Origin of the sequence: Enterobacter sp. Y17 (genome assembly GCF_019730495.1) — a bacterium.
GTDB classification, from domain to species: Bacteria; Pseudomonadota; Gammaproteobacteria; order Enterobacterales; family Enterobacteriaceae; genus Enterobacter; species Enterobacter asburiae_B.
The window spans coordinates 350,334-375,894 of record NZ_JAASKP010000002.1; the positions used below are offsets into that span (position 1 = coordinate 350,334).

General features: G+C 53.9%; 24 protein-coding genes and 1 tRNA gene. 18 read left to right on the plus strand and 7 right to left on the minus strand.

The annotated features are described in order from the left end of the window. Nucleotides 1-12 precede the first annotated feature (12 nt). From ubiI to HCH49_RS16050, 5 genes are all read left to right on the plus strand, one after another. Nucleotides 13-1,215: an FAD-dependent 2-octaprenylphenol hydroxylase gene (gene ubiI / locus HCH49_RS16030; RefSeq protein ID WP_064673274.1), complete on the plus strand. Its 1,203-nt coding sequence runs from the start codon at nucleotides 13-15 to the stop codon at nucleotides 1,213-1,215. A 397-nt stretch (nucleotides 1,216-1,612) separates the two neighbouring features. Beyond that, nucleotides 1,613-2,707 (plus strand): glycine cleavage system aminomethyltransferase GcvT, encoded by a 1,095-nt coding sequence (gene gcvT / locus HCH49_RS16035; protein WP_221702985.1) that lies wholly within the window; start codon nucleotides 1,613-1,615, stop codon nucleotides 2,705-2,707. A gap of 23 nt (nucleotides 2,708-2,730) precedes the next feature. Continuing rightward, nucleotides 2,731-3,120, plus strand: a complete 390-nt coding sequence (gene gcvH, locus HCH49_RS16040; RefSeq protein WP_008499718.1) for a glycine cleavage system protein GcvH — start codon at nucleotides 2,731-2,733, stop codon at nucleotides 3,118-3,120. 124 nt (nucleotides 3,121-3,244) lie between these two features. Beyond that, complete coding sequence (gene gcvP / locus HCH49_RS16045) at nucleotides 3,245-6,118, plus strand: aminomethyl-transferring glycine dehydrogenase (RefSeq protein ID WP_221702986.1); 2,874 nt, start codon at nucleotides 3,245-3,247, stop codon at nucleotides 6,116-6,118. 70 nt (nucleotides 6,119-6,188) lie between these two features. After that, a complete protein-coding gene (locus HCH49_RS16050; protein ID WP_032660097.1) occupies nucleotides 6,189-6,932 on the plus strand; it encodes an SDR family oxidoreductase in 744 nt (247 codons plus the stop codon). A 76-nt stretch (nucleotides 6,933-7,008) separates the two neighbouring features. Here the strand turns inward: HCH49_RS16050 and bglA are convergent, their stop codons facing one another. Further along, on the minus strand, nucleotides 7,009-8,442 hold the full coding sequence (gene bglA / locus HCH49_RS16055; protein ID WP_045355607.1) for a 6-phospho-beta-glucosidase BglA: 1,434 nt from the start codon (nucleotides 8,440-8,442) through the stop codon (nucleotides 7,009-7,011). Between the two features lie 116 nt (nucleotides 8,443-8,558). Then, nucleotides 8,559-9,290, minus strand: a complete 732-nt coding sequence (locus HCH49_RS16060; protein ID WP_221702998.1) for a MurR/RpiR family transcriptional regulator — start codon at nucleotides 9,288-9,290, stop codon at nucleotides 8,559-8,561. 51 nt (nucleotides 9,291-9,341) lie between these two features. On the opposite strand from HCH49_RS16060, the gene yqfB reads away from it, so the two are divergent. Together yqfB and trhA are read left to right on the plus strand one after the other, a co-directional pair. Next, nucleotides 9,342-9,653: a N(4)-acetylcytidine aminohydrolase gene (yqfB, locus tag HCH49_RS16065; RefSeq protein ID WP_047060448.1), complete on the plus strand. Its 312-nt coding sequence runs from the start codon at nucleotides 9,342-9,344 to the stop codon at nucleotides 9,651-9,653. A gap of 165 nt (nucleotides 9,654-9,818) precedes the next feature. Further along, the gene (gene trhA / locus HCH49_RS16070) at nucleotides 9,819-10,478 is read left to right on the plus strand and encodes a PAQR family membrane homeostasis protein TrhA (protein WP_033146591.1); all 660 of its coding nucleotides are present in this window, start codon (nucleotides 9,819-9,821) and stop codon (nucleotides 10,476-10,478) included. 74 nt (nucleotides 10,479-10,552) lie between these two features. On the opposite strand, the gene ygfZ is transcribed toward trhA, so the two are convergent. After that, the gene (ygfZ, locus tag HCH49_RS16075) at nucleotides 10,553-11,533 is read right to left on the minus strand and encodes a tRNA-modifying protein YgfZ (RefSeq protein ID WP_029739202.1); all 981 of its coding nucleotides are present in this window, start codon (nucleotides 11,531-11,533) and stop codon (nucleotides 10,553-10,555) included. A 294-nt stretch (nucleotides 11,534-11,827) separates the two neighbouring features. On the opposite strand from ygfZ, the gene sdhE reads away from it, so the two are divergent. Both sdhE and HCH49_RS16085 read left to right on the plus strand, forming a co-directional pair. Further along, on the plus strand, nucleotides 11,828-12,094 hold the full coding sequence (sdhE, locus tag HCH49_RS16080; RefSeq protein ID WP_010435322.1) for an FAD assembly factor SdhE: 267 nt from the start codon (nucleotides 11,828-11,830) through the stop codon (nucleotides 12,092-12,094). After that, nucleotides 12,075-12,485 carry a protein YgfX gene (locus HCH49_RS16085; RefSeq protein ID WP_021242050.1) on the plus strand — a complete coding sequence of 137 codons (411 nt, stop codon included), beginning with the start codon at nucleotides 12,075-12,077 and terminating at the stop codon, nucleotides 12,483-12,485. Before sdhE ends, HCH49_RS16085 begins: the two co-directional genes overlap by 20 nt. Before the next feature lie 6 nt (nucleotides 12,486-12,491). On the opposite strand, the gene fldB is transcribed toward HCH49_RS16085, so the two are convergent. Continuing rightward, entirely contained in the window at nucleotides 12,492-13,013 is a 522-nt protein-coding gene (fldB, locus tag HCH49_RS16090; RefSeq protein ID WP_039262979.1) for a flavodoxin FldB, read from the minus strand. 101 nt (nucleotides 13,014-13,114) lie between these two features. Here fldB and xerD point away from each other — a divergent pair, with 101 nt between their 5' ends. The 5 genes from xerD to lysS all read left to right on the plus strand — a co-directional run bounded on the left by xerD (nucleotide 13,115) and on the right by lysS (nucleotide 19,208). After that, nucleotides 13,115-14,011, plus strand: coding sequence for a site-specific tyrosine recombinase XerD (gene xerD / locus HCH49_RS16095; protein ID WP_023309098.1), 897 nt, complete (start codon nucleotides 13,115-13,117; stop codon nucleotides 14,009-14,011). A 28-nt stretch (nucleotides 14,012-14,039) separates the two neighbouring features. Then, nucleotides 14,040-14,753, plus strand: coding sequence for a bifunctional protein-disulfide isomerase/oxidoreductase DsbC (gene dsbC / locus HCH49_RS16100; RefSeq protein ID WP_047060452.1), 714 nt, complete (start codon nucleotides 14,040-14,042; stop codon nucleotides 14,751-14,753). A gap of 5 nt (nucleotides 14,754-14,758) precedes the next feature. After that, nucleotides 14,759-16,492 (plus strand): single-stranded-DNA-specific exonuclease RecJ, encoded by a 1,734-nt coding sequence (gene recJ / locus HCH49_RS16105; RefSeq protein ID WP_221702987.1) that lies wholly within the window; start codon nucleotides 14,759-14,761, stop codon nucleotides 16,490-16,492. A gap of 90 nt (nucleotides 16,493-16,582) precedes the next feature. Then, nucleotides 16,583-17,681, plus strand: a protein-coding gene (gene prfB / locus HCH49_RS16110; RefSeq protein WP_096151315.1) for a peptide chain release factor 2 whose coding sequence is annotated in 2 segments (ribosomal slippage) — nucleotides 16,583-16,657 and nucleotides 16,659-17,681 — 1,098 coding nt in all. Because the reading frame shifts where the segments join, the coding sequence is not laid out codon by codon here. A 9-nt stretch (nucleotides 17,682-17,690) separates the two neighbouring features. Then, nucleotides 17,691-19,208 carry a lysine--tRNA ligase gene (gene lysS / locus HCH49_RS16115; RefSeq protein WP_013098608.1) on the plus strand — a complete coding sequence of 506 codons (1,518 nt, stop codon included), beginning with the start codon at nucleotides 17,691-17,693 and terminating at the stop codon, nucleotides 19,206-19,208. A 38-nt stretch (nucleotides 19,209-19,246) separates the two neighbouring features. Here the strand turns inward: lysS and idi are convergent, their stop codons facing one another. Further along, nucleotides 19,247-19,789 (minus strand): isopentenyl-diphosphate Delta-isomerase, encoded by a 543-nt coding sequence (idi, locus tag HCH49_RS16120; RefSeq protein ID WP_221702988.1) that lies wholly within the window; start codon nucleotides 19,787-19,789, stop codon nucleotides 19,247-19,249. Between the two features lie 163 nt (nucleotides 19,790-19,952). On the opposite strand from idi, the gene actS reads away from it, so the two are divergent. The 4 genes from actS to HCH49_RS16140 all read left to right on the plus strand — a co-directional run bounded on the left by actS (nucleotide 19,953) and on the right by HCH49_RS16140 (nucleotide 23,042). After that, nucleotides 19,953-20,696 carry an amidase activator ActS gene (actS, locus tag HCH49_RS16125; protein WP_221702989.1) on the plus strand — a complete coding sequence of 248 codons (744 nt, stop codon included), beginning with the start codon at nucleotides 19,953-19,955 and terminating at the stop codon, nucleotides 20,694-20,696. 80 nt (nucleotides 20,697-20,776) lie between these two features. Next, a tRNA-Gly gene (locus HCH49_RS16130) sits at nucleotides 20,777-20,850 on the plus strand. A gap of 570 nt (nucleotides 20,851-21,420) precedes the next feature. Next, nucleotides 21,421-22,146, plus strand: a complete 726-nt coding sequence (locus HCH49_RS16135; protein WP_221702990.1) for an HNH endonuclease — start codon at nucleotides 21,421-21,423, stop codon at nucleotides 22,144-22,146. A 119-nt stretch (nucleotides 22,147-22,265) separates the two neighbouring features. Then, nucleotides 22,266-23,042: a hypothetical protein gene (locus tag HCH49_RS16140; RefSeq protein ID WP_050860346.1), complete on the plus strand. Its 777-nt coding sequence runs from the start codon at nucleotides 22,266-22,268 to the stop codon at nucleotides 23,040-23,042. Nucleotides 23,043-23,064: 22 nt separating this feature from the next. On the opposite strand, the gene HCH49_RS16145 is transcribed toward HCH49_RS16140, so the two are convergent. Both HCH49_RS16145 and HCH49_RS16150 read right to left on the minus strand, forming a co-directional pair. Next, a complete protein-coding gene (locus tag HCH49_RS16145) occupies nucleotides 23,065-23,265 on the minus strand; it encodes a hypothetical protein (RefSeq protein WP_050860345.1) in 201 nt (66 codons plus the stop codon). Between the two features lie 10 nt (nucleotides 23,266-23,275). Further along, nucleotides 23,276-23,836 (minus strand): tyrosine-type recombinase/integrase, encoded by a 561-nt coding sequence (locus HCH49_RS16150; protein ID WP_050860344.1) that lies wholly within the window; start codon nucleotides 23,834-23,836, stop codon nucleotides 23,276-23,278. Nucleotides 23,837-25,561 lie beyond the last annotated feature (1,725 nt).

Consider the following 25,561-nt stretch of genomic DNA (forward strand, 5'->3'; position numbering starts at 1 on the left):
GGAGTTATCACCGTGCAAAATGTTGATGTCGCCATCGTTGGCGGCGGTATGGTCGGACTGGCTCTGGCCTGTGGTTTACAGGGCAGCGGCCTGCGCGTGGCGGTGCTGGAGCAAAAGCAGCCTCAGCCCGTTGCGCCAGATGCTCCGCCGGAACTCCGCGTCTCGGCGATCAATGCCGCCAGCGAGAAATTGCTGACGCACCTTGGCGTCTGGGCAGATATTGTGGCGCAGCGCGCCAGCTGCTATCACGGCATGGAAGTGTGGGATAAAGACAGCTTTGGTCATATTGCTTTTGATGATGAAAGCATGGGTTACAGCCATCTGGGTCATATCGTCGAAAACGCGGTGATCCACCACGCGCTGTGGCAGAAAGCGCAGCAGTGCAGCGACGTGACGCTGATTGCGCCTGCGCAGATCCAGCAGGTGGCGTGGGGTGAAAACGAGGCGTTTATCACCTTACAGAGCGGCGACATGCTGACCGCGCGTCTGGTGGTCGGTGCTGACGGTGCGAACTCCTGGCTGCGAAATAAAGCCGATATTCCGCTGACCTTCTGGGACTATCGTCATCACGCTCTGGTTGCGACGATCCGTACCGAGGAGCCGCACGGCGGCGTGGCGCGGCAGATTTTCCACAACGACGGCATTCTGGCGTTCCTGCCGCTTGCCGATCCGCACCTGTGCTCGATTGTCTGGTCCCTGGTGCCTGAAAAAGCCCAGCTGATGGAGGAGGCGACGCCGGATGCCTTTAACCAGGCGCTGTGCATGGCGTTTGATAACCGCCTTGGCTTGTGCACCCTTGAAAGCGAGCGGCAGGTGTTCCCGTTAACCGGCCGCTACGCGCGTCAGTTTGCGGCGCACCGTCTGGCGCTGGTGGGGGATGCGGCGCATACCATTCATCCGCTGGCAGGGCAGGGCGTCAACCTTGGCTTTATGGACGCGGCGGAGCTGGTTGAGGAACTGCGTCGCCTGCATCGCGAAGGCAAAGATATCGGCCAGCATCTCTACCTGCGTCGCTACGAGCGCAGCCGCAAGCACAGTGCGGCGATGATGCTGGCGGGCATGCAGGGCTTCCGCGAGCTGTTTGCCGGCGCGAATCCGGCAAAAAAACTGCTGCGCGACATTGGCCTCAAGCTTGCTGACACCCTTCCGGGTGTTAAACCTCAACTCCTCCGTCAGGCGATGGGTCTTAACGACCTGCCGGACTGGCTACGTTAATTTAGACCCCTGTCACACTTTATTTTCCCGGCCTCTGCGCCGGGGAAATTCCCTCGTTTGAAATATTCTAATTTCACGTCATTTTTCGCATTAGAAAATCTAATCTACGGGATTTTATGTTACGGAAATTCGGCCCGTTTTTCCGCACGAAATATCACCATGTGCTAAATCCTGTTAGATCATTGTTAATTTTGTGCGGGGTTAATCGCATTTTTCCAGTGAATAACTCTGTAGGCTTTTTAGCGTTTTTTGGTCATAAGCTAATGTGATGACCCGTTTTACCTTATGGTTAACCGCCGGTTTCGGTGGTAAGTTCGGGTAAAAGAGAACGTTTGCGTCGGCGCCGGATAACGGGGCCGATACCGGGTTTCACGGTGAATTTTTCAACGAGGACAAGATGGCTCAACAGACTCCTTTGTACGAACAACACGTGTTATGCGGCGCCCGCATGGTGGACTTCCACGGCTGGATGATGCCGCTGCACTACGGCTCGCAGATTGATGAGCACCACTCGGTGCGCACCGATGCCGGTATGTTCGACGTGTCCCACATGACGATTGTCGATCTGCGCGGTAGCCGCACCCGGGAGTTTTTGCGTTATCTGCTGGCAAACGACGTCGCCAAACTGAAAACGCCGGGTAAAGCGCTCTATACCGGCATGCTGAACGCCTCGGGCGGCGTGATTGATGACCTTATCGTCTATTACTTCACTGAAGATTTCTTCCGCCTCGTTGTCAACTCCGCCACCCGCGAAAAAGACCTCTCCTGGATCACCCAACACGCCGAACCTTATGCCATCGACATCACCGTCCGTGACGATCTGTCGCTGATCGCCGTACAGGGGCCGAACGCGCAGGCGAAAGCCGCATCTCTGTTTAACGACGAGCAGCGCAAAGCAACCGAAGGCATGAAGCCGTTCTTCGGCGTGCAGGCGGGCGATCTGTTTATCGCCACCACCGGCTACACCGGTGAAGCGGGCTACGAAATTGCGATGCCGAACGAGAAGGCCGCTGATTTCTGGCGCGCGCTGGTGGAAGCGGGCGTGAAGCCTGCGGGTCTGGGCGCGCGCGATACTCTGCGTCTGGAAGCGGGGATGAACCTCTACGGTCAGGAGATGGATGAAGGCGTCTCTCCGCTGGCCGCCAACATGGGCTGGACCATCGCATGGGAACCGGCTGACCGTGACTTTATTGGCCGCGAAGCGCTGGAGATGCAGCGCGAGAAGGGTACTGAACAGCTGGTGGGTCTGGTGATGACCGAGAAGGGCGTGCTGCGCGGTGAACTGCCGGTGCGCTTTACCGATGCCGACGGCAATCCTCGCGAAGGCGTGATCACCAGCGGTACCTTCTCCCCGACGCTGGGCTACAGTATTGCACTGGCACGCGTGCCGGCGGGCATTGGCGAAACGGCGGTGGTACAAATCCGCAACCGCGAAATGCCGGTCAACGTGACCAAACCGATTTTTGTTCGCGCCGGTAAGCCGGTCGCCTAATCATTTTTATCAGGAGAACTTCAATGAGCAATGTGCCAGCAGAACTGAAATACAGCAAAGAACACGAGTGGCTGCGCAAAGAGGCGGACGGCACTTACACCGTAGGGATCACCGAGCACGCGCAAGAGCTGCTGGGCGACATGGTGTTTGTTGACCTGCCTGACGTGGGCACGACCGTTAGCGCGGGCGACGACTGCGCCGTGGCGGAGTCCGTAAAAGCGGCATCTGACATCTATGCTCCTGTGAGCGGCGAAATCGTTGCCGTCAACGACGCGCTGAGCGATTCGCCAGAGCTGGTGAACAGCGAGCCTTATGAAGGCGGCTGGATCTTCAAGATCAAAGCCAGCGACGAATCTCAGGTTGCCGCGCTGCTGGATGCGACCGCGTACGAAGCACTGTTAGAAGACGAGTAATCGTTTATCCCCCTCTCCTTTCGGGAGAGGGCAGGGGCGAGGGTGCCCATCTTCCCCTCACCCTAACCCTCTCCCAGAGGGAGAGGGAACTTAAATTCACTGCACGTTTCAGGAACCATCGCTCATGACACAGACTTTAAGCCAGCTTGAAAACCGTGGCGCCTTCATTGAACGTCACATTGGGCCGGATGCTCAGCAACAGCAGGAGATGCTGAAGACAGTTGGCGCGGATTCATTAAACGCACTGATCGGCCAGATTGTGCCAAAAGACATCCAGCTTGCCACGCCGCCTCAGGTGGAGGAAGCCACCACGGAATTCGCCGCGCTGGCGGAGCTGAAGGCTATCGCAGGCCTGAACAAGCGCTATAAGTCTTACATTGGCATGGGCTACACCAACGTGCAGTTACCGCCGGTTATCCTGCGCAACATGCTGGAAAACCCGGGCTGGTACACCGCTTACACCCCGTACCAGCCGGAAGTCTCTCAGGGCCGTCTGGAAGCGCTGCTGAACTTCCAGCAGGTGACGCTGGATCTGACCGGTATGGATATCGCCTCCGCCTCGCTGCTGGATGAAGCGACCGCCGCCGCCGAAGCAATGGCGATGGCAAAACGCGTGAGCAAGCTGAAAAATGCCAACCGCTTCTTCGTGGCGGCGGACGTGCATCCCCAGACGCTGGACGTGGTGCGTACCCGCGCGGAAACCTTCGGCTTTGACGTGATCGTAGACGACGCCGACAAAGTGCTGGATCACCAGGACGTCTTCGGCGTGCTGCTGCAGCAGGTGGGCACCACCGGCGAAGTTCACGACTACGGCGCGCTGATTGCCGAGCTGAAAACCCGCAAAGTGGTTGTCAGCGTTGCCGCCGATTTTATGGCGCTGGTGCTGCTGACGGCGCCGGGTAAACAGGGCGCAGATATCGTATTCGGTTCAGCGCAACGCTTCGGCGTGCCGATGGGCTACGGCGGCCCGCACGCGGCGTTCTTCGGCGCGAAAGATGAATTCAAACGCTCTATGCCAGGCCGCATCATCGGCGTCTCAAAAGACGCTGCCGGTAACACCGCGCTGCGCATGGCGATGCAGACCCGCGAGCAGCACATCCGCCGCGAGAAAGCGAACTCCAACATCTGTACCTCCCAGGTACTGTTGGCAAACATCGCCAGCCTGTACGCCGTGTTCCACGGCCCGGCTGGTCTGAAACGCATTGCCAGCCGCATTCACCGTCTGGCCGATATTCTGGCCTGCGGTCTGCAGCAGAAAGGCCTTAAGCTGCGCCACGCTCACTACTTCGACACCCTGTGTGTGGAAGTGGCGGACAAAGCGGCCGTGCTGGCGCGCGCGAATGCAGCAGAGATCAACCTGCGCAGCGACATCCACAACGCCGTCGGCATTACGCTGGATGAAAGCACCACCCGCGACGATATCCTGAACCTGTTCAGCGTGTTGCTGGGTGACGCGCACGGTCTGGACATTGATGCGCTCGACAAAGAGGTCGCGCTCGACAGCCGCTCCATTCAGGAAAGCATGCTGCGTAACGATGCGATCCTGACGCATCCGGTGTTTAACCGCTACCACAGCGAAACCGAGATGATGCGCTATATGCACTCTCTGGAGCGCAAGGATCTGGCGCTGAACCAGGCGATGATCCCGCTGGGCTCCTGCACCATGAAGCTGAACGCCGCGGCGGAGATGATCCCGATCACCTGGCCTGAATTCTCCGAGCTGCACCCGTTCTGCCCGCCAGAGCAGGCGGAAGGTTATCATATGATGATCAACCAGCTTTCCGACTGGCTGGTGAAATTGACCGGTTATGACGCGCTCTGCATGCAGCCGAACTCCGGCGCGCAGGGCGAATACGCGGGTCTGCTGGCGATCCGTCACTATCACGAAAGCCGCAACGAAGGTCACCGCGATATCTGCCTGATCCCAAGCTCCGCCCACGGTACCAACCCGGCTTCTGCCCAGATGGCGGGCATGGAAGTGGCGGTGGTGGCGTGCGATAAGAACGGCAACATCGATCTGGCCGACCTGCGCGCGAAAGCCGAGCAGGCGGGCGACAAGCTCTCCTGCATCATGGTGACCTACCCGTCTACCCACGGCGTGTACGAAGAGACCATCCGTGAAGTGTGCGAAGTGGTGCACCAGTACGGCGGTCAGGTTTACCTCGACGGCGCGAACATGAACGCTCAGGTGGGCATTACCTCTCCGGGCTTTATCGGCGCGGACGTGTCGCACCTGAACCTGCACAAAACCTTCTGCATCCCTCACGGCGGTGGCGGCCCGGGCATGGGCCCAATCGGCGTGAAAGCGCACCTTGCACCGTTTGTACCGGGCCACAGCGTAGTGCAGATTGAAGGGATGCTGACCCGTCAGGGCGCGGTCTCTGCGGCACCGTTCGGTAGCGCCTCTATCCTGCCAATCAGCTGGATGTACATCCGCATGATGGGCGCGGAAGGGCTGAAGCAGGCGAGCCAGGTGGCGATCCTGAACGCCAACTATATTGCGACTCGCCTGAAGTCTGCCTTCCCGGTGCTCTATACCGGCCGCGACGGTCGCGTGGCGCACGAGTGCATCCTCGATATTCGTCCTCTGAAAGAAGCGACGGGCATTAGCGAGCTGGATATCGCCAAGCGTCTGATCGACTACGGCTTCCACGCGCCAACCATGTCGTTCCCGGTAGCGGGTACGCTGATGGTGGAGCCAACGGAATCTGAAAGCAAAGCCGAGCTGGACCGCTTTATCGACGCGATGCTGGCCATCCGCATGGAGATCGATCGCGTGCAGGACGGCGAATGGACGCTGGAAGATAACCCGCTGGTTAACGCCCCGCACACCCAGCACGAAATGGTGGCAGAGTGGAACCACGGCTATTCCCGCGAGCTGGCCGTCTTCCCGGCAGGCGTGGCAAACAAATACTGGCCGACCGTGAAGCGTCTTGATGACGTCTACGGTGACCGTAACCTGTTCTGCTCCTGCGTGCCGATGAGCGAATACCAGTAATATTATTGGTGTAGTCATAAAGGCCGGGTAAGGCGAAGCCGCCACCCGGCTTTTTTATTGGGAGAAGAAAATGGCAATAGCACTGGTCACCGGCGCCAGCCGGGGCATTGGGAAAGCCACCGCGCTGCAGCTGGCGCGCGAAGGCTACACTGTGGCGGTGAACTATCACCACAACATTAAAGCCGCGACGGACGTGATCAACCAGATCGTTGAAGCGGGCGGTAAAGCCTTTGCCGTCCGCGCGGATATCAGTGATGAAGCCCAGGTGCTGGCGATGTTTGACAGCCTCGATCGTGAAGGTGAGCCGCTTCGTGCGCTGGTCAATAATGCGGGCATTCTGTTTGAGCAATCCACTATCGAGAACCTCTCCGCTGAGCGCATTAACCGCGTCCTGGCGACCAACGTCACGGGCTACTTTCTCTGCTGCCGGGAAGCGGTAAAACGCATGTCCTTCAGGCATGGCGGCAAGGGTGGGGCGATAGTGAACGTCTCTTCCGCCGCGTCGCGACTGGGCGCGCCGGGTGAATATGTGGATTATGCCGCGTCCAAGGGGGCGGTCGATTCGCTAACAACCGGGCTATCGCTGGAGGTGGCGGCGCAGGGTATTCGCGTCAACTGCGTACGTCCGGGGCTGATTTATACCGATATTCATGCGTCCGGTGGAGAGCCGGGGCGAGTGGATCGCGTGAAATCGTTGCTGCCGATGCAGCGCGGCGGCCAGCCGGAAGAGGTGGCGCAGGCGATTGTCTGGCTGCTGAGCGAGAAGGCGTCGTACGTAACGGGCAGTTTTATTGAGTTGGCGGGCGGGAAGTAAACCCCTCACCCTAACCCTCTCCCAAAGGGGAGAGGGGATCAATCGTAGGCCGGTGCAAGCGTAGCGCCGCCCGGCGTTAAAGTTTCTCGCCGTTGCTGGCAATCACGCCCTTATACCACTCGAAGCTCTTCTTGCGGGAACGCGACATGTCGCCCGTGCCGTCGTCGTGCTTGTTCACGTAGATAAAACCGTAGCGCTTGCTGTACTGGCCGGTGGTGAACGACACGCAGTCGATGCAGCCCCATGGCGTATAGCCCATCAGATCCACGCCGTCGTGCGTCACGGCTTTGATCATCTCTTCCACGTGGGCACGCAGGTAGTCGATGCGATAGTCGTCGTTGATGCTGCCGTCTTCTTCCACCTTATCGTAGGCGCCGAACCCGTTTTCCACGATAAACAGCGGTTTCTGATAACGTTCGTACAGTTCGCACAGGGAATAGCGCAGGCCTACCGGATCGATCTGCCAGCCCCAGTCGGACGCTTTCACGTGCGGATTCGGCACGCTGCCTTCGAAGCCGGAAATCGCATCGCCGGTACCTCCTTCCGCTTTCACCGCGTTGGTCATGTAGTAGCTGAAACCTAAGTAGTCGCAGGTACCTTCACGCAGGATCTGCTCGTCGCCTGCCTCCATTTTGATGGAGAAGCCGCGGCGCTCCCACTCGTTCAGCACGTAGGACGGGTAGTAACCACGCAGCTGGACGTCGGTAAAGACATAGCGCTCGCGCATGGATTCCTGGGCGAACATCACGTCTTCCGGTTTGCATGAGAACGGATAGAGCGCCACCATCGCCAGCATGCAGCCGACTTTCATCTCAGGGTTGATGCGGCGCGCGGCTTTCACAGCCAGGGCGCTGGCCACAAACTGGTGGTGCAGGACCTGGTACATGGTTTCTTCCGGATTGTCATGTTCGGTATAGACCACGCCCGAGCAGCAGTAACCGAACAGCGGCGCGCGCCAGTTACGCTGGTTATTGATTTCGTTGAAGGTCATCCAGTATTTGACCTTGTTTTTGTAGCGCTCAAAAACCACTTCCGCGAAGCGCACGAAGAAATCGACCACTTTACGGTTGGTCCAGCTACCGTACTCCTGTACCAGGTGCAGCGGCATTTCGAAGTGGGAGAGGGTGATCACCGGTTCGATGTTGTATTTCAGCAGCTCGTCGAACATGTCGTCGTAGAACTTCAGCCCCTCTTCGTTTGGCTGCGTTTCGTCACCTTTCGGGAAGATGCGCGTCCAGGCGATAGAGGTGCGGAAGCACTTGAAACCCATCTCGGCAAACAGCTTGATGTCTTCTTTATAGTGGCCGTGGAAGTCGATGGCCTCGTGGTTTGGGTAGTATTTACCCGGCACTACTTCCTGGGTGATTTCGCGCGGGACGCCGTGCGCACCGCCGGTCAATACGTCACAAATGCTTGGCCCTTTTCCGCCTTTGTTCCAGCCGCCTTCAACCTGGTGAGCGGCAACCGCGCCGCCCCATAAAAAATCTTTTGGTAAGGTTAATTTTTTCATCGCTGCTCTTCTCAATAAATGGCTTATTGGCATCGAGTCTAGCAAAGCGAAATTGAATGTCACGATATAACAATTCACAGTAAATGTGATTTGTCACATCAAAAAAACAGGGTGTTTTATTCTGTGAGTTTCTTCGCCAGTTTACGTCCGAGAGACTCCAGAATATAAATGACGGGAATTTGCGTGGTGATGTCGTAGACGCCTGCAATACGCGTCTGAGGAACATGCCAGGAGAGATTAAAGTCCGCCAGTTTTGCGAGACGCGAGTGCTCATGGCTGGTTATCGAGAGCACCTTGCAGTGATGCAGGCTGAACTGGCTGGCAAAGCGAAGGATCTCCTCGGTCTCGCCCGAGACGGAAAGCACAATCGCCAGCGCATTTTTCGCCATATCATTGGTGACCGGGAAATAAGGGTCATCAATATGGTTACTGAATTTCCCGATATTAGAAAAGAAGCGTGCGCCATATTTTGCCAGCGAACCCGATGTTCCGGCACCGACAAATATAATTCGCTCTGACGATAAAATAATATCAACCGTCTTATCTAATAACGCATCGAACTCTTCATTATTCACGCTTTTAAAAAAGCTGATAATTTCGCTGGCACCGAAGTTCGCCTGCTGGGGCTCGTTCTGTTCAAGATAAAGCTTAAAGCGCACCCGAAATTCAGAATACCCTTCGCAGTTAAGCTTGCGGCAAAAGCGCAGGATGGTCGTGGTTGAGACGTCTGCTGCATCCGCCAGCTCGCGGATGGTCATGTACATCACTTTGTCACGATTTTTTATGACATAGTTGTAGACCATCATCTCCAGGTTATTGAGACTGGCAATGGCGGAATGGGAGAACATGCTCACAATGGCTACACTCACTCATCAGACTTTTCTTCAGGGAATAATAACATGCAGCCAAACGACATCACTTTTTTTCAGCGCTTTCAGGACGACATCCTGGCCGGACGTAAAACCATCACTATCCGGGATAAAAGTGAATCCCATTTCAAAACCGGCGATATCCTGCGGGTGGGGCGTTATGAGGATGATGGTTATTTTTGCACCATTGAAGTAACAGGAACGTCAACCGTTACGTTCGACACATTGACGCAAAAACATGCTGAACAGGAGAACATGACCCTGGATGAATTGAAAAGCGTGATCGCAGAGATCTACCCCAGGCAGAACCAGTTTTATGTAATTGATTTTAAATGTTTATAATTGAAATCGAAACGCACGTTCGCTGAAATTAAAGTGTAACTGTCTGATTGTAACTTAGAAATGTTATGTTTAACTTTATTTTAGCTAACAGGTGTTCACTGGAATCATTCTCAGTTAGCATAGTTATGCGATGAATAATCATCTTTTGTTTTCCCGGAGTTTTGTATGGTGAGCAGACCATTAATCGCACAGGGATATTCGCTGGCTGAGGAAGTAGCCAACAGCATCAGCCACGGCATTGGCCTGGTGTTTGGGATTGTCGGTTTAGTGTTATTGCTGGTGCAGGCGGTGGACGCCAATGCCAGCGCGATGGCCATTACCAGCTACAGCCTGTATGGCGGGAGTATGATCCTGCTGTTCCTGGCGTCGACGCTGTATCACGCGATCCCGCATCAGCGGGCCAAGATGTGGCTCAAGAAATTTGACCACTGCGCTATCTATCTTCTGATTGCAGGCACTTACACACCGTTTTTGCTGGTGGGGCTCAACTCACCGCTGTCGCGTGGCCTGATGATTGTTATCTGGAGCCTGGCACTGCTGGGGATCCTGTTTAAGCTGACCATCGCGCACCGGTTTAAGGTGCTGTCACTGGTCACCTATCTGACAATGGGCTGGCTGTCGCTGATTGTGGTGTATCAACTGGCAATCAAACTGTCGGTAGGGGGCGTGACGCTTCTGGCCTTAGGAGGCGTGGTGTACTCGCTCGGCGTGATTTTCTACGTCTGCAAGCGCATCCCGTACAACCATGCCATCTGGCACGGCTTTGTGCTGGGCGGCAGCGTATGCCACTTTTTGGCGATCTATTTGTACGTGGGGCAGGTGTAGTTTTTTCCATCGTGCGGGCGGTTGCCCTCACCCCGGCCCTCTCCCACAGGGAGAGGGAGGGCACCTGGATACGATTACTCTTCTAACGAATATGGCAACGGCTCGATGCTCAGCGTGTTCGCATCGTCACGCACGCGGAACACGCTGTCGGCTTCCATGTCGTTGTTCATGACGGCCTGTACCAAAAGACGTCCATCATCGAGCTGTACGGCGGCTAACACGGTGCCGGTGCGGCGCCAGTTATCACCCATCTTCAGCTCTAAGTCTTCACCCGCTTCAGGTACACGGCTGGCATGGCCCGCCAGCGTCCACAGCGCTCGTTTGTTAGCTCCGCGGAATTTTGCACGCGCCACCATCTCCTGGCCGGTATAACAGCCCTTTTTAAAGCTGATACCCCCCAGCGCCTGCAGGTTCGTTGCCTGAGGAATGAACTGCGCGCTGTTTGCGGCGTCAATCACCGGCAGACCCGCTTCGATATTCAGCGCCAGCCACTGCTGACTGTTGTTGAGCTGCGCTTCGCCGCGCAGCGCTTCTGTCACGCGTTCGGCCGTTGCCGCATCCGTGACTAACAGGAAACGCTCCGCAGGGTGTTCAAACCACAGGATGGAGGTCGCGCCTTCGCTGACCACCTGCTTTTCTGCATCCGGCAGTTCGCTGAAGAGATTTTTCAGCGCCGCACGCGCCTGAAAACCGGCCACTCCCAGCAGGACATGTTCGTCGTCCGGGGCGATAGTGACTTTGGAGAAGACCGCGTACTTCTTCAGCTCTTTGAGCTGGGCCTCTTGCAGGCTGCGGCGCTCAATAAAGGCAAAGCCGTCCTGACGGCGGAAGAGTCGCAGGTTGCTCCACATTTTGCCTTTTGGATCGCAATGCGCTGCCAGCAGGTGCTGGTGTTCGGTCATCTGGCTGACGTCGGCGGTCACCTGGCCCTGCAGATATTTTTCGGCGTCGGCACCGGTGAGCGTTGCCAGCGCCCAGTCATCAAGAGAAATAAGCGTCAGCGGCAGACGCGCAGAGGCGGCGGGCTGGCGAGGAGAAAATGGTGTAAATGCCATAACGATATCCTGAATTGCTTAACGCTTTGATAATGCCTAATGGTAAAAGAGCCTGCAGGCAATGCAAGCGCTTTCAACAGACCATTTGTGCCCTAAACCAGTTATGCGTAGCGCTACGCAAAATAATGTAATCCGCTGTCTTTGTAGGGATTATTCTGGAAGCCTGCTCGGCGATCGCAATATTCCAGTAATGAAACGGTCAAAAACACGTTACACTAGCTGGTGTCCCCGTAGAGAAATAAAGAACACTGAACGGGGTGCCGACTGTGCCAAACGTAATGCAGGAAACTGAACATGGATATTAACAACAAGGCCCGTATTCACTGGGCGTGCCGTCGCGGCATGCGTGAACTTGATATTTCCATCATGCCTTTCTTCGAATATGAGTATGACAGCTTAAGCGATGATGATAAGCGTCTGTTTGTTCGCCTGCTTGAGTCTGACGATCCGGATTTATTCAACTGGCTGATGAACCACGGCAAACCCGCCGACACCGAGTTGCAACGGATGGTGCAATTAATTCAAACACGGAATCGGGAACGTGGTCCTGTGGCAATCTGATCTTCGCGTCTCGTGGCGCTCGCAGTGGATGTCTTTATTGCTCCACGGCCTGGTCGCGGCCTTTGTTTTACTGATGCCGTGGCCGCTGAGCTATACGCCGCTGTGGCTGCTGTTACTGTCGTTTGTCGTTTTTGACAGCGTACGCAGCCAGCGTCGCATTAATGCCCGTCAGGGAGAGATTAAATTACTGATGGATTCCCGCCTGCGCTGGCAGGGTAAAGAGTGGGATATTCTCGGTATGCCCTGGATGCTCAACTGCGGCATGATGTTACGGTTACGCAAGGTGGACGGCGGGCGTTGCCAGCATCTGTGGCTGGCGGCTGACAGTATGGATGCTGCCGAGTGGCGAGACCTGCGCCGGATGCTGTTGCAACAGACGACGCAGGGGTAATGCGCGTTAGCTAAACTTTTCAGCCATTTCGCCCAGAATCTGCTCGCACCAGCTTTGCAGGCGCTCATCGCTGAGATCGTACTGGTTGGTTTCATCCAGCGCGAGTCCAACAAACAGCTCGCCGTCGGCAATAATCGGTTTTTTACTGGTGAACTCGTAACCTTCGGTTGGCCAGTAGCCGATAAACGACACCCCTCTCGGCGCCAGCTTGTCATGCAGCATGCCGAGCGCGTCCAGGAACCATTCCCCGTAGCCCAGCTGATCCCCCATGCCGTACATGGCAATGATTTTGCCGTCGAGATTGACCGAATCGAGTTGATCCCAGATGGCTTCCCAGTCTTCCTGTATCTCACCAAAATCCCAGGTTGGGATGCCAAGGATCAGGACATCGTACTGTTCCATCAGCGCGACCGCGTCATCTTTCAGGTTATGCAACGTCACCAGTTCCGGGCCAATGATGTCGCGAATTTTCTCTGCCGCCATTTCGGTGTAGCAGGTGCTGGAACCATAGAACAGACCAATATTCATCGCGTAACTATCTCAATTCTTGCTTTGACTATGCGCGTAGTGTACCAGAAACCGGTCGCAATCAGGCATAATGGCCTGACTGCAGAATCAAAGGGGCTGATGTGGAAAAGGATCTCGCACTGATCGAACAGTTTCTCGACGCGCTGTGGCTGGAGAAAAATCTGGCGGAGAATACCCTTAGCGCCTACCGTCGCGATCTCACCATGCTGGTGGAGTGGCTTGCGCACCGGGGGTTATCCCTTGCGAGCGCGCAGCGTGACGACCTGCAGGCGCTGCTTGGGGAACGTATCGCAGGGGGCTACAAAGCCACCAGTTCCGCGCGTTTGCTTAGCGCCATGCGTCGGCTGTTCCAGCATCTCTACCGTGAGAAGATTCGCGAAGACGATCCCAGCGCGCTGCTGGCTTCCCCTAAGCTTCCGCAGCGGCTGCCAAAAGATCTCAGCGAAGCACAAGTTGAGAGATTATTACAGTCACCGGCTGTTGACCTGCCGCTGGAGTTACGCGATAAAGCCATGCTTGAGCTATTGTATGCTACCGGCTTGCGCGTTTCGGAACTGGTTGGCCTGACGATGAGCGACATCAGCCTGCGTCAGGGCGTGGTGCGCGTCATTGGTAAAGGAAACAAGGAAAGGCTGGTTCCGCTGGGTGAAGAGGCGGTTTACTGGCTGGAAACGTACCTGGAGCATGGTCGTCCGTGGCTGCTCAATGGTACGTCTATCGACGTCCTGTTTCCGAGCCAGCGCGCCCAGCAGATGACGCGGCAAACGTTCTGGCATCGCATCAAGCATTACGCCACACTGGCGGGTATCGACAGTGAAAAGCTTTCGCCGCACGTATTGCGTCACGCCTTCGCGACGCATCTGTTAAACCACGGCGCTGATTTACGCGTGGTGCAGATGCTGCTGGGCCACAGCGATCTTTCCACGACGCAAATTTATACCCATGTCGCGACGGAACGCCTGCGGCAGCTACACCAACAGCACCACCCTCGTGCGTGAGTGCCGACGAATTGTAACAGGATCACATATGAAAAAGTCTTTCGCGCTGTTCACCCTGCTGGCAGCCTCATTTACCGGTTTCGCCCATGCGGACGACGCCGCCATCAAACAGTCGCTGGCTAAGCTTGGCGTCACCGGTAGCGATATTCAGCCTGCACCGGTTGCCGGCATGAAAACGGTACTGACCAACAGCGGTGTGCTGTACGTCACCGAAGACGGCAAACACATTATTCAGGGGCCAATGTACGACGTCAGCGGCGCGCAGCCGGTGAACGTCACCAACCAGCTGCTGATGAAAAACCTGAACGCGCTCGAAAAAGAGATGATCGTCTATAAAGCGGCGCAGGAAAAACACGTTATTACCGTCTTCACCGACATCACCTGCGGCTACTGCCACAAGCTGCATGAAGAGATGAAAGACTATAACGCGCTGGGCATTACCGTGCGTTACCTGGCCTTCCCGCGCGCGGGCGTGCAGAGCCAGCCAGAGCAGGACATGAAGGCTATCTGGTGTGCGAAAGACCGCAACAAAGCGTTTGACGACGCGATGAACGGCAAAGACGTTAAGCCGGCCTCCTGCGACATTGATATCGCTAACCACTACGCGCTCGGCGTGCAGTTTGGCGTGAGCGGTACGCCAGCGATTGTCCTGAGCAACGGCTATGTTGTTCCGGGCTATCAGGGACCAAAAGAGATGAAAGAGTTCCTCGACGCGCACCAGAAACAGTTTGGTGGTAAATAATCCGCGTGAAAGCCCCGATAAAATTGCGCCGCCGCGAGGCGGTTGAACCCGTTGATTTACCGGACGATCTCCCGCCGCTGCTTAAGCGCCTCTACGCCAGCCGCGGCGTGCGTCGCGCTGAGGATCTTGAACGCAGCGTGAAAGGGATGCTGCCCTGGCAGCAGCTGAGCGGTATCGAAAAAGCTACCGAAATGCTCTACAACGCGCTTCGAGAGGGAACGCGGATTGTGGTGGTAGGCGATTTCGACGCCGACGGCGCAACCAGCACCGCGCTGAGCGTGCTCAGCCTGCGCGCGCTGGGCTGCGATAACGTCACGTATCTGGTGCCGAACCGTTTTGAAGACGGCTATGGCCTAAGCCCGGAAGTGGTCGATCAGGCCCACGCCCGTGGCGCACAGATGATCATGACCGTCGATAACGGGATCTCCTCCCATGCGGGCGTCGATCATGCTCACGCGCTGGGGATCCCGGTGCTGGTCACCGATCACCACCTGCCGGGTGAAACGCTGCCGGCTGCGGAAGCGATTATTAACCCCAACCTGCGCGACTGCGATTTCCCATCGAAATCCCTCGCAGGCGTGGGCGTAGCGTTTTATCTGATGCTGGCGTTACGGACCCTGCTGCGCGATAAGGGCTGGTTCGACTCTCGCGGTATTGCCGTACCGAACCTGGCCGAATATCTCGATCTGGTGGCGCTGGGCACCGTCGCGGATGTGGTGCCCCTCGATACCAATAACCGCATTTTGACCTGGCAGGGCCTAAGCCGCATTCGGGCGGGCAAGTGCCGTCCGGGGATCAAGGCGCTGCTGGAGATTGCCAACCGCGATCCGCTCAAGCTGGCGGCAAGCGACCTGGGCTTTGCCCTCGGGCCGCGTCTTAACGCAGCCGGAAGGCTGGACGATATGTCCGTCGGCGTGGCGCTGCTGCTGTGCGACAACATCGGTGAAGCGCGCGTGCTAGCCAACGAGCTGGACGCGCTGAACCAGACACGCAAAGAGATTGAGCAGGGGATGCAGGCCGAAGCGCTGACCCTGTGCGAAAAGCTTGAACGCAGCGGCGATACGCTGCCGGGCGGCCTGGCGATGTACCATCCCGAGTGGCATCAGGGCGTGGTGGGCATTCTGGCGTCGCGTATTAAAGAACGTTTCCACCGGCCGGTGATCGCATTCGCCCCCGCGGGTGACGGCACGCTGAAAGGCTCGGGCCGCTCAATCCAGGGGCTGCACATGCGCGACGCGCTGGAACGTCTCGATACGCTGTATCCGGGTCTGATGATCAAGTTCGGCGGCCATGCGATGGCGGCTGGCCTGTCTCTGGAAGAGGCGAAATTCGACGAGTTTCAGCGTCTGTTTGGTGAGCTTGTCACCGACTGGATTGACCCGGCCCTGCTGCAGGGGGAAGTGGTGTCCGATGGCGAGCTTTCACCGCTTGAGATGACGATGGACGTGGCCCAAATGCTCCGCGATGCCGGTCCGTGGGGGCAGATGTTCCCGGAACCGCTGTTTGACGGTCGTTTCCGTCTGCTGCAGCAGCGCATCGTCGGCGAACGTCATCTGAAAGTGATGGTCGAGCCCATGGGCGGTGGACCGCTGCTGGACGGCATTGCCTTCAACGTTGACACGGCGGTATGGCCGGACAACGGCGTGCGCGAGGTCGAGCTGGCGTACAAACTGGACATCAACGAGTTTCGCGGTAACCGCACCCTGCAGATCATCATCGACAATATCTGGCCAATTTAGCGGCAGTAATCTCTATAAAAAAGGGCGTGGATTCGGTACAATCCCGCTCTTATCACCGCATTTTGACAAGTCCATAAAAGAAAACAGACCATGTTTGAAATTAATCCGGTAAAAAACCGTATTCAGGACCTCACGGAGCGCTCTGACGTTCTTAGGGGGTATCTTTGACTACGATGCCAAGAAAGAGCGTCTTGAAGAAGTAAACGCCGAGCTGGAACAGCCGGACGTCTGGAACGAACCTGAACGCGCACAGGCGCTGGGTAAAGAGCGTTCCTCTCTCGAAGCTATCGTAGATACGCTGGATCAAATGGCCCAGGGGCTGGAAGATGTTTCCGGTTTGCTGGAGCTGGCCGTCGAAGCCGACGACGAAGAAACCTTTAACGAAGCCGTGGCAGAACTCGATGTGCTGGAAGAGAAGCTGGCGCAGCTTGAGTTCCGTCGTATGTTCTCCGGCGAATACGACAGCGCTGACTGCTATCTCGATATTCAGGCAGGTTCTGGCGGCACCGAAGCGCAGGACTGGGCCAGCATGCTGACGCGTATGTACCTGCGTTGGGCGGAAGCGCGCGGCTTTAAAACCGAGATTATCGAAGAGTCTGAAGGTGAAGTTGCGGGTCTGAAATCCGTCACCATCAAAATCATTGGCGATTACGCCTACGGCTGGCTGCGTACCGAAACCGGCGTTCACCGCCTGGTGCGTAAGAGCCCGTTCGACTCCGGTGGCCGTCGTCATACCTCCTTCAGCTCCGCGTTTGTTTATCCGGAAGTTGATGAAGATATTGATATCGAAATTAACCCGGCGGACCTGCGTATCGACGTTTATCGCGCATCCGGCGCGGGTGGTCAGCACGTTAACCGTACGGAATCAGCGGTGCGTATTACCCACATTCCTACCGGGTTGGTAACACAGTGCCAGAACGACCGTTCCCAGCATAAGAACAAAGACCAGGCCATGAAGCAGATGAAAGCGAAGCTTTATGAGCTGGAGATGCAGAAGAAAAATGCTGAGAAACAGGCGATGGAAGACAACAAGTCCGACATCGGTTGGGGCAGCCAGATCCGTTCTTACGTCCTTGATGACTCCCGCATCAAAGACCTGCGTACCGGGGTTGAAACCCGCAACACGCAGGCGGTGCTGGACGGCAGCCTGGACCAATTTATCGAAGCAAGTTTGAAAGCAGGGTTATGAGGAACCAACATGTCTGAACAACAAGCACAGGGCGCTGACGCGGTAGTCGATCTTAACAACGAACTGAAAACCCGCCGCGAGAAGCTGGCAGCGCTGCGCGAGCAGGGCGTGCCGTTCCCGAACGATTTTCGTCGTGACCATACCTCAGACCAACTGCACGCTGACTTCGACGCTAAAGAGAACGAAGAGCTGGAAGCGCTGAACATCGAAGTGGCCGTTGCAGGCCGCATGATGACCCGTCGTATCATGGGTAAAGCCTCCTTCGTGACCTTGCAGGACGTTGGTGGCCGTATTCAGCTGTACGTTTCCCGTGACGACCTGCCGGAAGGCATCTACAACGAGCAGTTCAAGAAGTGGGACCTGGGCGATATCCTGGGCGCGAAAGGTAAACTGTTCAAAACCAAAACCGGTGAACTGTCTATCCACTGCACCGAGCTGCGTCTGCTGACCAAAGCTCTGCGCCCGCTGCCGGACAAATTCCACGGCCTGCAGGATCAGGAAGCGCGCTATCGTCAGCGCTACCTGGATCTCATCTCTAACGATGAATCCCGTAAGACCTTCAAAATTCGCTCCCAGATCATGGCCGGTATCCGCCAGTTCATGGTCAACCGCGACTTTATGGAAGTGGAAACCCCAATGATGCAGGTGATCCCTGGCGGCGCGTCTGCGCGTCCGTTCATCACCCATCATAACGCCCTGGACCTGGACATGTACCTGCGCATCGCGCCGGAACTGTACCTGAAGCGTCTGGTGGTCGGTGGTTTCGACCGCGTGTTCGAAATCAACCGTAACTTCCGTAACGAAGGTATCTCCGTTCGTCATAACCCAGAGTTCACCATGATGGAACTCTATATGGCGTATGCGGATTACAAAGATCTGATCGAGCTGACCGAATCCCTGTTCCGCACTCTGGCGCAGGACATTCTGGGCACCACGCAGGTTCCTTACGGTGAAGAAGTCTTCGACTTCGGCAAGCCGTTCGAAAAACTGACCATGCGCGAAGCGATCAAGAAATACCGTCCGGAAACCAACATGGCGGACCTGGATAACTTCGATTCTGCGAAAGCGATCGCGGAAAGCATCGGTATCAAGGTTGAGAAGAGCTGGGGTCTGGGCCGTATCGTGACCGAGATCTTCGAAGAAGTGGCCGAAGCGCACCTGATTCAGCCGACCTTCATCACCGAATACCCGGCTGAAGTCTCTCCGCTGGCGCGTCGTAATGACGAGAACCCGGAAATCACCGATCGCTTCGAATTCTTCATCGGCGGCCGTGAAATCGGCAACGGCTTTAGCGAGCTGAACGATGCGGAAGACCAGGCTCAGCGCTTCCAGGATCAGGTTGACGCGAAAGCGGCAGGCGACGACGAAGCGATGTTCTTCGACGAAGACTATGTGACCGCGCTGGAGCACGGTCTGCCACCAACGGCGGGCCTGGGGATTGGTATCGACCGTATGGTCATGCTGTTCACCAACAGCCACACCATCCGCGACGTGATCCTGTTCCCGGCGATGCGCCCGGTGAAATAAGGCGTTAAGATGTAAAAAAAGCCCCGAAAGGGGCTTTTTTATTGCGCCGCGAAGGCTTTGAGTTTTTCGCGGGCGGTTGTCGCTTCCATGACCATCCACGGGCTAAAGGCCCAGGGCGTCGCGTCCAGCGCGCGGAATAACGCGTCCAGCTCCACCCACTGATAGTCCATCACTTCATCTTCGTTTATCGTCACGTTATTGGTGATGCGGGCCGCGAATACCGGGCAAATTTCGTTTTCCACGATCCCGGACGGGTCGGTTTCCCGATAGCGAAATTCAGGGGCGACGGCGGTGATATCGGTTAGCTCAGCGCCCACTTCAAAGCGGCAGCGGCGGATTATCGCCTGTATCGTCTCTTCGCCGGACTGCGGGTGGCCGCAGACGGAGTTGGTCCAGACGCCGGGCCAGGCTTTTTTGGTTAAGGCGCGCCGGGTGATCAGACATTCGCCGTTTGCGTTAAAAAGCCAGGAGGAGAAAGCCAGATGCAGCGGGGTATGTAAGGTGTGCGCGGCATATTTTTCCTGAGTGCCAATCACCATTCCCTGGTCGTTTACCAAAATAACGTGTTCTTGAATACTCATTGATGCTCCAGTGCCAAAATGCCGAGTGGTTCAGCACCATCAGCCGGATCATTATACGGCATTCTTATACGAACGGTTTGGCGCGTAGAGCGGAAAAGGGCATGACCCATATTCGTTTTGGCTGTTATCATAGTGCGCCATTCACGCTGACCGAGGATCTGTTTTGTTTGCAGGAAGCCTGACGAGAAACCCCATCACCGCCATTTTTTGCCTGACGCTGACGCTATTGCTGGCGGGCTGTTCAGGGAGCAAATCTTCGGATATGGGCAGCTATTCCGGTTCGGTCTATACCGTTAAGCGCGGGGATACGCTGTACCGGATTTCGCGCGCAACGGGGACCAGCGTGAAGGATCTGGCGCGGCTGAATAACCTCTCTCCGCCCTACACCATCGAGGTGGGGCAGCAGCTGAAGGTGAACGGCGGATCGTCCTCGGGTAAAAAATCCTCTTCGAAAGGCAAAACCGCCAAAGTGACGCCGTCCTATCAGGTGCCGCAATCGTCATGGCCGCCGGTTGGACAGCGCTGCTGGATTTGGCCTGCCAGCGGTAAAGTGGTCGCCCCTTACTCACTTTCTGAAGGTGGCAACAAGGGTATTGATATCGCCGCTGCGCGCGGTACGCCGGTTTATGCCTCCGGGGCAGGGAAGGTGGTGTACGTGGGTAACCAGCTGCGCGGCTACGGTAACCTGATCATGATTAAGCATGGCGAAGACTACATCACGGCCTATGCGCACAACGACACGATGCTGGTCAACAACGGGCAGAACGTCAAAGCCGGGCAGAAGATTGCCACCATGGGCAGCACCGGTACGGATGCGGTGAAGCTGCATTTCCAGATTCGCTATAAGGCGACTGCCATCGACCCGCAGCGTTATCTGCCTGCGCCCGGCAGCAAACCGAAGTGCTAAGTGATTATTTTATCGCCGGTTAGTTGTTAAGAGGCTTGTATGAAGGTGCGTAAGGTCTATAATGCCATACGCACCTCAAAGCGGGCGTAGTTCAATGGTAGAACGAGAGCTTCCCAAGCTCTATACGAGGGTTCGATTCCCTTCGCCCGCTCCAGATCTCTCCCCTTGTGGCAAAACTTCGATAAAACTCGTTTTGCTTTCAACAACTTACTTAATATAAGTTGTCGTCTTCGTTCTACCATTGAACGACGATTTACCAACACAAGGTACACTGTTAGTTGTCACGGATAGTTACATGGAAATGAGAGTATAACTATTCGGCGGCGGCAGTTCCAACCTCACACCGCGATAGCACAACGTGAAGGCAAAGCCTGATCCGGGCATTGATTCTCATAACTTTACAGTGAAGCGCATTTTTTGCCGATGCTCCCACATGCCACACGTCGAGATGACGTTGCAGGGAATAAACAGGTTCATGGTGGTTTCGGTACTTGCAGACCATATGCAAGCTCTGCCAGCGGTTCGGCCTCGCTCCCCTTGGGTACATGGTCATCCTGATAAACTTCACTGTCTGACACACCCTGATGTGCTCTCGCCTAACGGCTCAGCGCGTTGTCTTACCACCAACGGGCATTATGGCTTCTATTGTCCAAAATCAGAGAGTTGCACAAGTTATGCTCGATAGTTAATCTGAGATAAATCTTAGATTGCAAGAGGTCTCTCGATGTCTTCAAAATCAAAGCGAACATACAAGTATGGCGACCAACCGATAAGAATCACTACTGTTCAAGTGGTTGAGGAACAGTTCGGAGGGGCGGCAACGGCGAAGCAAGTGGATGCTTATCTGAAAGAACGATTTCCGCATTATAAAGACGACACCCACTTGAATCTCATTGTCAACTCAGTCAACTGCAATCGTAGCTACTGGAGTTTCAACAAAACAGCCAGGCGAACTGATGATGTAACCCATCGGCATCATGAGTATGACCGATTGTTCAAGCGAGGGAAGATCTTTGAAATCTATCAACCCTCTATTCATGGTATTTGGGAGTTGTATCAGGATCAGCAAGGTAAATGGTGTTACCGTAAGGTGAAATCTGAGTTTGAAAAGGCTGTTGATTATGCGTCAGAACTGCCCCCGTCAGAACGCAAAGAGATTTTAGACGCTGAGAATAAAACTCCTGAGCTAATCGAGGTGACAACACGAGTTTATAAGCGAAGCCCGTATGTAATAGCCGAGGTTCTTTCAAGGGCTAATGGCAAGTGTCAAAGCTGTAAGAGTGACGCTCCTTTTTTCAAAGTAGACGGCACACCATTTCTTGAGGTTCATCACATTGAGTGGCTTTCGAATGGTGGGGAGGATTCCGTTGAAAATGCGATTGCATTGTGCCCGAACTGTCACAGACAGGCGCATTATGGCGTTTTGGAGTTAGTACCAGTTAACAAATAAAGTGAACAGGATTATGATAGTATGATTAAGGTAAATATCCTGCGGCGCTATGAACATTGATTTAATATCTTGCTTAGCAGGGAATGTAAGTATCGACATTTTTACATTATGGAAAACTTATGAAGGGTATCTGTAAGTTATGTCTCGAAGAGAAAGAACTACTTGAATCTCATAGCATACCAAGAAGCTATTTCAAACGATTGAAGAAAAATGATTCGCAGTTGATTATATTTCAAAAAGGTAGTAAACCAAAACGAGAAAATGTTGATCCAAAAGAGCCACTACTATGCTTCGAATGTGAGCAGTTTATCAGCCATGAGTACGAATCGTATGGAACTAGATTGTTGAGAAACCATCATAATATACGTAAAAACTCTGATCACATCATCATCAACTCATTCGATTATAAAAGATTTTATCTTTTCTTACTAAGTATACTATGGAGAGCATCCATCTCTAAAAGTGCACATTATTCAACGGTAAATGGAGTTCCCGAGTTGGATGACTTGATGAGACATTGTATTAAAAATAAACAAGTGAGAATAAATAAACTTAGTCATTTGAAGGTAGATAACTTCATCCGTATTTGTGTGTTTAGATTGATTGATACAACGAATAACATTCCTGATCACGTTATTAAATCTATTATCAGTAACTTTGCTTTTATAAAAAGTGATGAGGCTGAAAGTGTACTATGGTATTTCATTGTGGAGGGGTTTGCTATATTCTATGTTTTCTCTGCTTCAAAAGATTACCATGATGTCATTAGAATGAGATTAAAATCACAGTTAACTACTGGTAGTCATCAGAAGATCTTTAAGATCGATATTTTTAAAGACGCTCTCTTTTCTGAGGTTTTTATTGATTTGCTTACTGCCGCGAATGAACATAAATGATTATTTAATAACCTAAGCGTATTTAATCCTCTACAAACGTCTGGGTGTGTTTGCATTGTGCAGTCGGCCTGATCGCCACTGTTTCTGTATAGATAGCATTGCTGTAGATGCAAATCTTCGCGTTGTCTGTCTCCTGTTCGTCACTGAGAATCAGGGTTATTTGTCCGGCGTGAGTCGTCAGGACTGGCATTACTGTCAGCGTCAGCACAAGCAAGCGTTTCATGCGTATCTCCTTATAAGTCCATCTCATTGATCACACGGCTAACGGCTTGCTTGTCTAAGTCCAGATAGCGCCTGGTGTCAGTGATGTTGCTGTGATTAAGCACGGTCATAGCTAAAGCGATGTTGTTTGCTGAACGCTTGTAGATGGCATTCCCGCCAGCTTTGCGGAAGCTGTGAGCCGATACAGTGCCATGAATCCCGATAGCTTTCGCGGCTTCTGCGATTTGCTTGCTCACCTCTTCGCGTCGTACAGGTGCTTGCTTGTTCATCGAGCGGTTACGCTGGCTTCTGAACACATGCACATCATGCGGATACTTAGCACGGCGACGAGCTATCATCTGCACCACTGGAGCCGGAAGGGTGAGGGCTTTACGCTTCCCTGTCTTCTGTTCTTCTATGTCTATCTCTCCGTTGATCACTTCGTCGAAGCGCAAAGCTACGGCATCCCCCACACGCAATACGGCGGCTTGCATCATTAACGTAACGTCGGCTATCAGGCTTTTATTATGAGCGTTTAGCCACTCCCTGATCGCTTTGGCTTGCTGTTCATCTAACACCACGGCTCTGTTCAATTTACCCTCCTTCAAGGTCACACATCTGAACTTATGAAATAAACAATATGATCAATTTCAGTAAGTTGCAATGTAAATGATCAAAAATCAAACAGTATTGTGTGTGGTAAATGGCGCGATTGCGTCCAGTGCTTAACGCGAAGATCAGGCACACCCAGATCGAAATCTGCATGATTTTGAAATATCTGAATAAAATCATAATGTTGGCATTTATAAACATGTGTTTGAACATTGCCAAATCCTCTACTCTGCAAGAAGAACAGCGGTAACAGCGGAACATCACACTACCAATGATTGTGTGTGGTTATTGCCTATCTCATTGATTTAAAGATTATAAATGTAGGGTTGTTAGGCGAGGGCGGCGCTAACCTGCCTTTATGCACTGATTATGCGGAGTTTATGCACTTGAAACTGACTGCACAATGAAATGATTAGAATGCTAACCAATTAATGGATTTAGGCATGGAAAATCAGCGGAGTGATCTTTCGAGAATACTCGTTCAACACATTGCACCTATCATGAAAGTGTACATTGTCCACAATGAACGCTGTAAGCCTTGCGTGGTGCGGTTTCCGCATAAGGGATGAAAGGTACTATGAAAGTGAGAAAGGCGCTCATAGAGCATTACAGGCGGGTTTTTTAGCTATCATTATTGATAGATTTAGTCGTTATTAAGGTATGGTTTTAATAGGCTTATTTGCATATAGCCAAAAGGAGATTCAGCTTAATCAATAAGTGTCAAAATGGCACTCTATGGAAAGATTCGCTTTGCTGGCGTGTATCGCCTGACAAGGTTCACCAGCCGGATCGGCATCACTGATACCCCTATCAAAACCGATACCCCTATCAACTCTGACAGGAGTACCCCTATCAACTTTGATACCTCTACCCCTATCAAGTCTGATACCCGATAATAATAAGTTAATAATAATAACCTAATAAAAATGATCTTTATGTTTTGCGCTTGTGGATTATTTGCTGGCGGCTCTTCGCCGTCACTCAAGGGGAAATCTCACCTACGCTACCCTGGTGGGGGGCTTACGGTTCGACCCACGTTCCGCTCAGGAACCAGCGCCAGCGTTACCTCTTGTATTGTGCAATGGCTTTGCCACCGTTTCACGGTTGCACAAGCGATATTACGCCACGGCGTAAATCACCTTTTCGCTGTGCGCGGTATGTAACCATGTACCCAACCATCTGACGATGATTGACCACATGCTAACTCTACCTAACTCCTATTACCCTTCCTACATCCTTTCGTCTGTAGTTATGTTAATCCTCGAAGGTAGAGCAATATGGCTAAAGCTCACTTACACTCGTAACTCGTGCAAGTTCACTAAGCCTCAACCCAAGACCACTAACTACTATCTTGATAGCTAACGTTATCCCTCAGTAGGTGTGCTATTGGCTTCGGGAGTAAGTGCCAGAGGGCGGCAGCAATGCAAACAGAGCGCCTCAGATACGCTGTAAACGATTTTAAGAGGGTAGGGAGTAAAAGCGCTACTGATGTAACAAAAGCTCTCAGAACGCGATATAGGATGTTTAAGCGGTGTCTCTGATATTAATCATGAGCGTTGACTTCAAACAGCGGTGTGTGATATTGTATGTGATGGGAGAAAATATTAAAAACATATTGACAAATATCGCCTTATAGTGTAATATGAGTTATATAGGGTAAAGAAAACATTCCCACCTACAATCCAAATCACAACGCACTTCGAAAC

Bases quoted from the DNA above. Each gene is read 5' to 3' on its own strand.
- lysS (WP_013098608.1), top strand. From the start codon at position 17,691: ATGTCTGAACAACAAGCACAGGGCGCTGACGCGGTAGTCGATCTTAAC.
- fldB (WP_039262979.1), bottom strand. From the start codon at position 13,013: ATGAATATTGGTCTGTTCTATGGTTCCAGCACCTGCTACACCGAAATG.
- trhA (WP_033146591.1), top strand. From the start codon at position 9,819: ATGGTGAGCAGACCATTAATCGCACAGGGATATTCGCTGGCTGAGGAA.
- dsbC (WP_047060452.1), top strand. From the start codon at position 14,040: ATGAAAAAGTCTTTCGCGCTGTTCACCCTGCTGGCAGCCTCATTTACC.
- sdhE (WP_010435322.1), top strand. From the start codon at position 11,828: ATGGATATTAACAACAAGGCCCGTATTCACTGGGCGTGCCGTCGCGGC.
- ygfZ (WP_029739202.1), bottom strand. From the start codon at position 11,533: ATGGCATTTACACCATTTTCTCCTCGCCAGCCCGCCGCCTCTGCGCGT.
- HCH49_RS16135 (WP_221702990.1), top strand. From the start codon at position 21,421: ATGTCTTCAAAATCAAAGCGAACATACAAGTATGGCGACCAACCGATA.
- bglA (WP_045355607.1), bottom strand. From the start codon at position 8,442: ATGAAAAAATTAACCTTACCAAAAGATTTTTTATGGGGCGGCGCGGTT.
- idi (WP_221702988.1), bottom strand. From the start codon at position 19,789: ATGAGTATTCAAGAACACGTTATTTTGGTAAACGACCAGGGAATGGTG.
- HCH49_RS16140 (WP_050860346.1), top strand. From the start codon at position 22,266: ATGAAGGGTATCTGTAAGTTATGTCTCGAAGAGAAAGAACTACTTGAA.
- gcvH (WP_008499718.1), top strand. From the start codon at position 2,731: ATGAGCAATGTGCCAGCAGAACTGAAATACAGCAAAGAACACGAGTGG.
- gcvP (WP_221702986.1), top strand. From the start codon at position 3,245: ATGACACAGACTTTAAGCCAGCTTGAAAACCGTGGCGCCTTCATTGAA.
- HCH49_RS16050 (WP_032660097.1), top strand. From the start codon at position 6,189: ATGGCAATAGCACTGGTCACCGGCGCCAGCCGGGGCATTGGGAAAGCC.
- gcvT (WP_221702985.1), top strand. From the start codon at position 1,613: ATGGCTCAACAGACTCCTTTGTACGAACAACACGTGTTATGCGGCGCC.
- HCH49_RS16060 (WP_221702998.1), bottom strand. From the start codon at position 9,290: ATGTTCTCCCATTCCGCCATTGCCAGTCTCAATAACCTGGAGATGATG.
- HCH49_RS16145 (WP_050860345.1), bottom strand. From the start codon at position 23,265: ATGAAACGCTTGCTTGTGCTGACGCTGACAGTAATGCCAGTCCTGACG.
- yqfB (WP_047060448.1), top strand. From the start codon at position 9,342: ATGCAGCCAAACGACATCACTTTTTTTCAGCGCTTTCAGGACGACATC.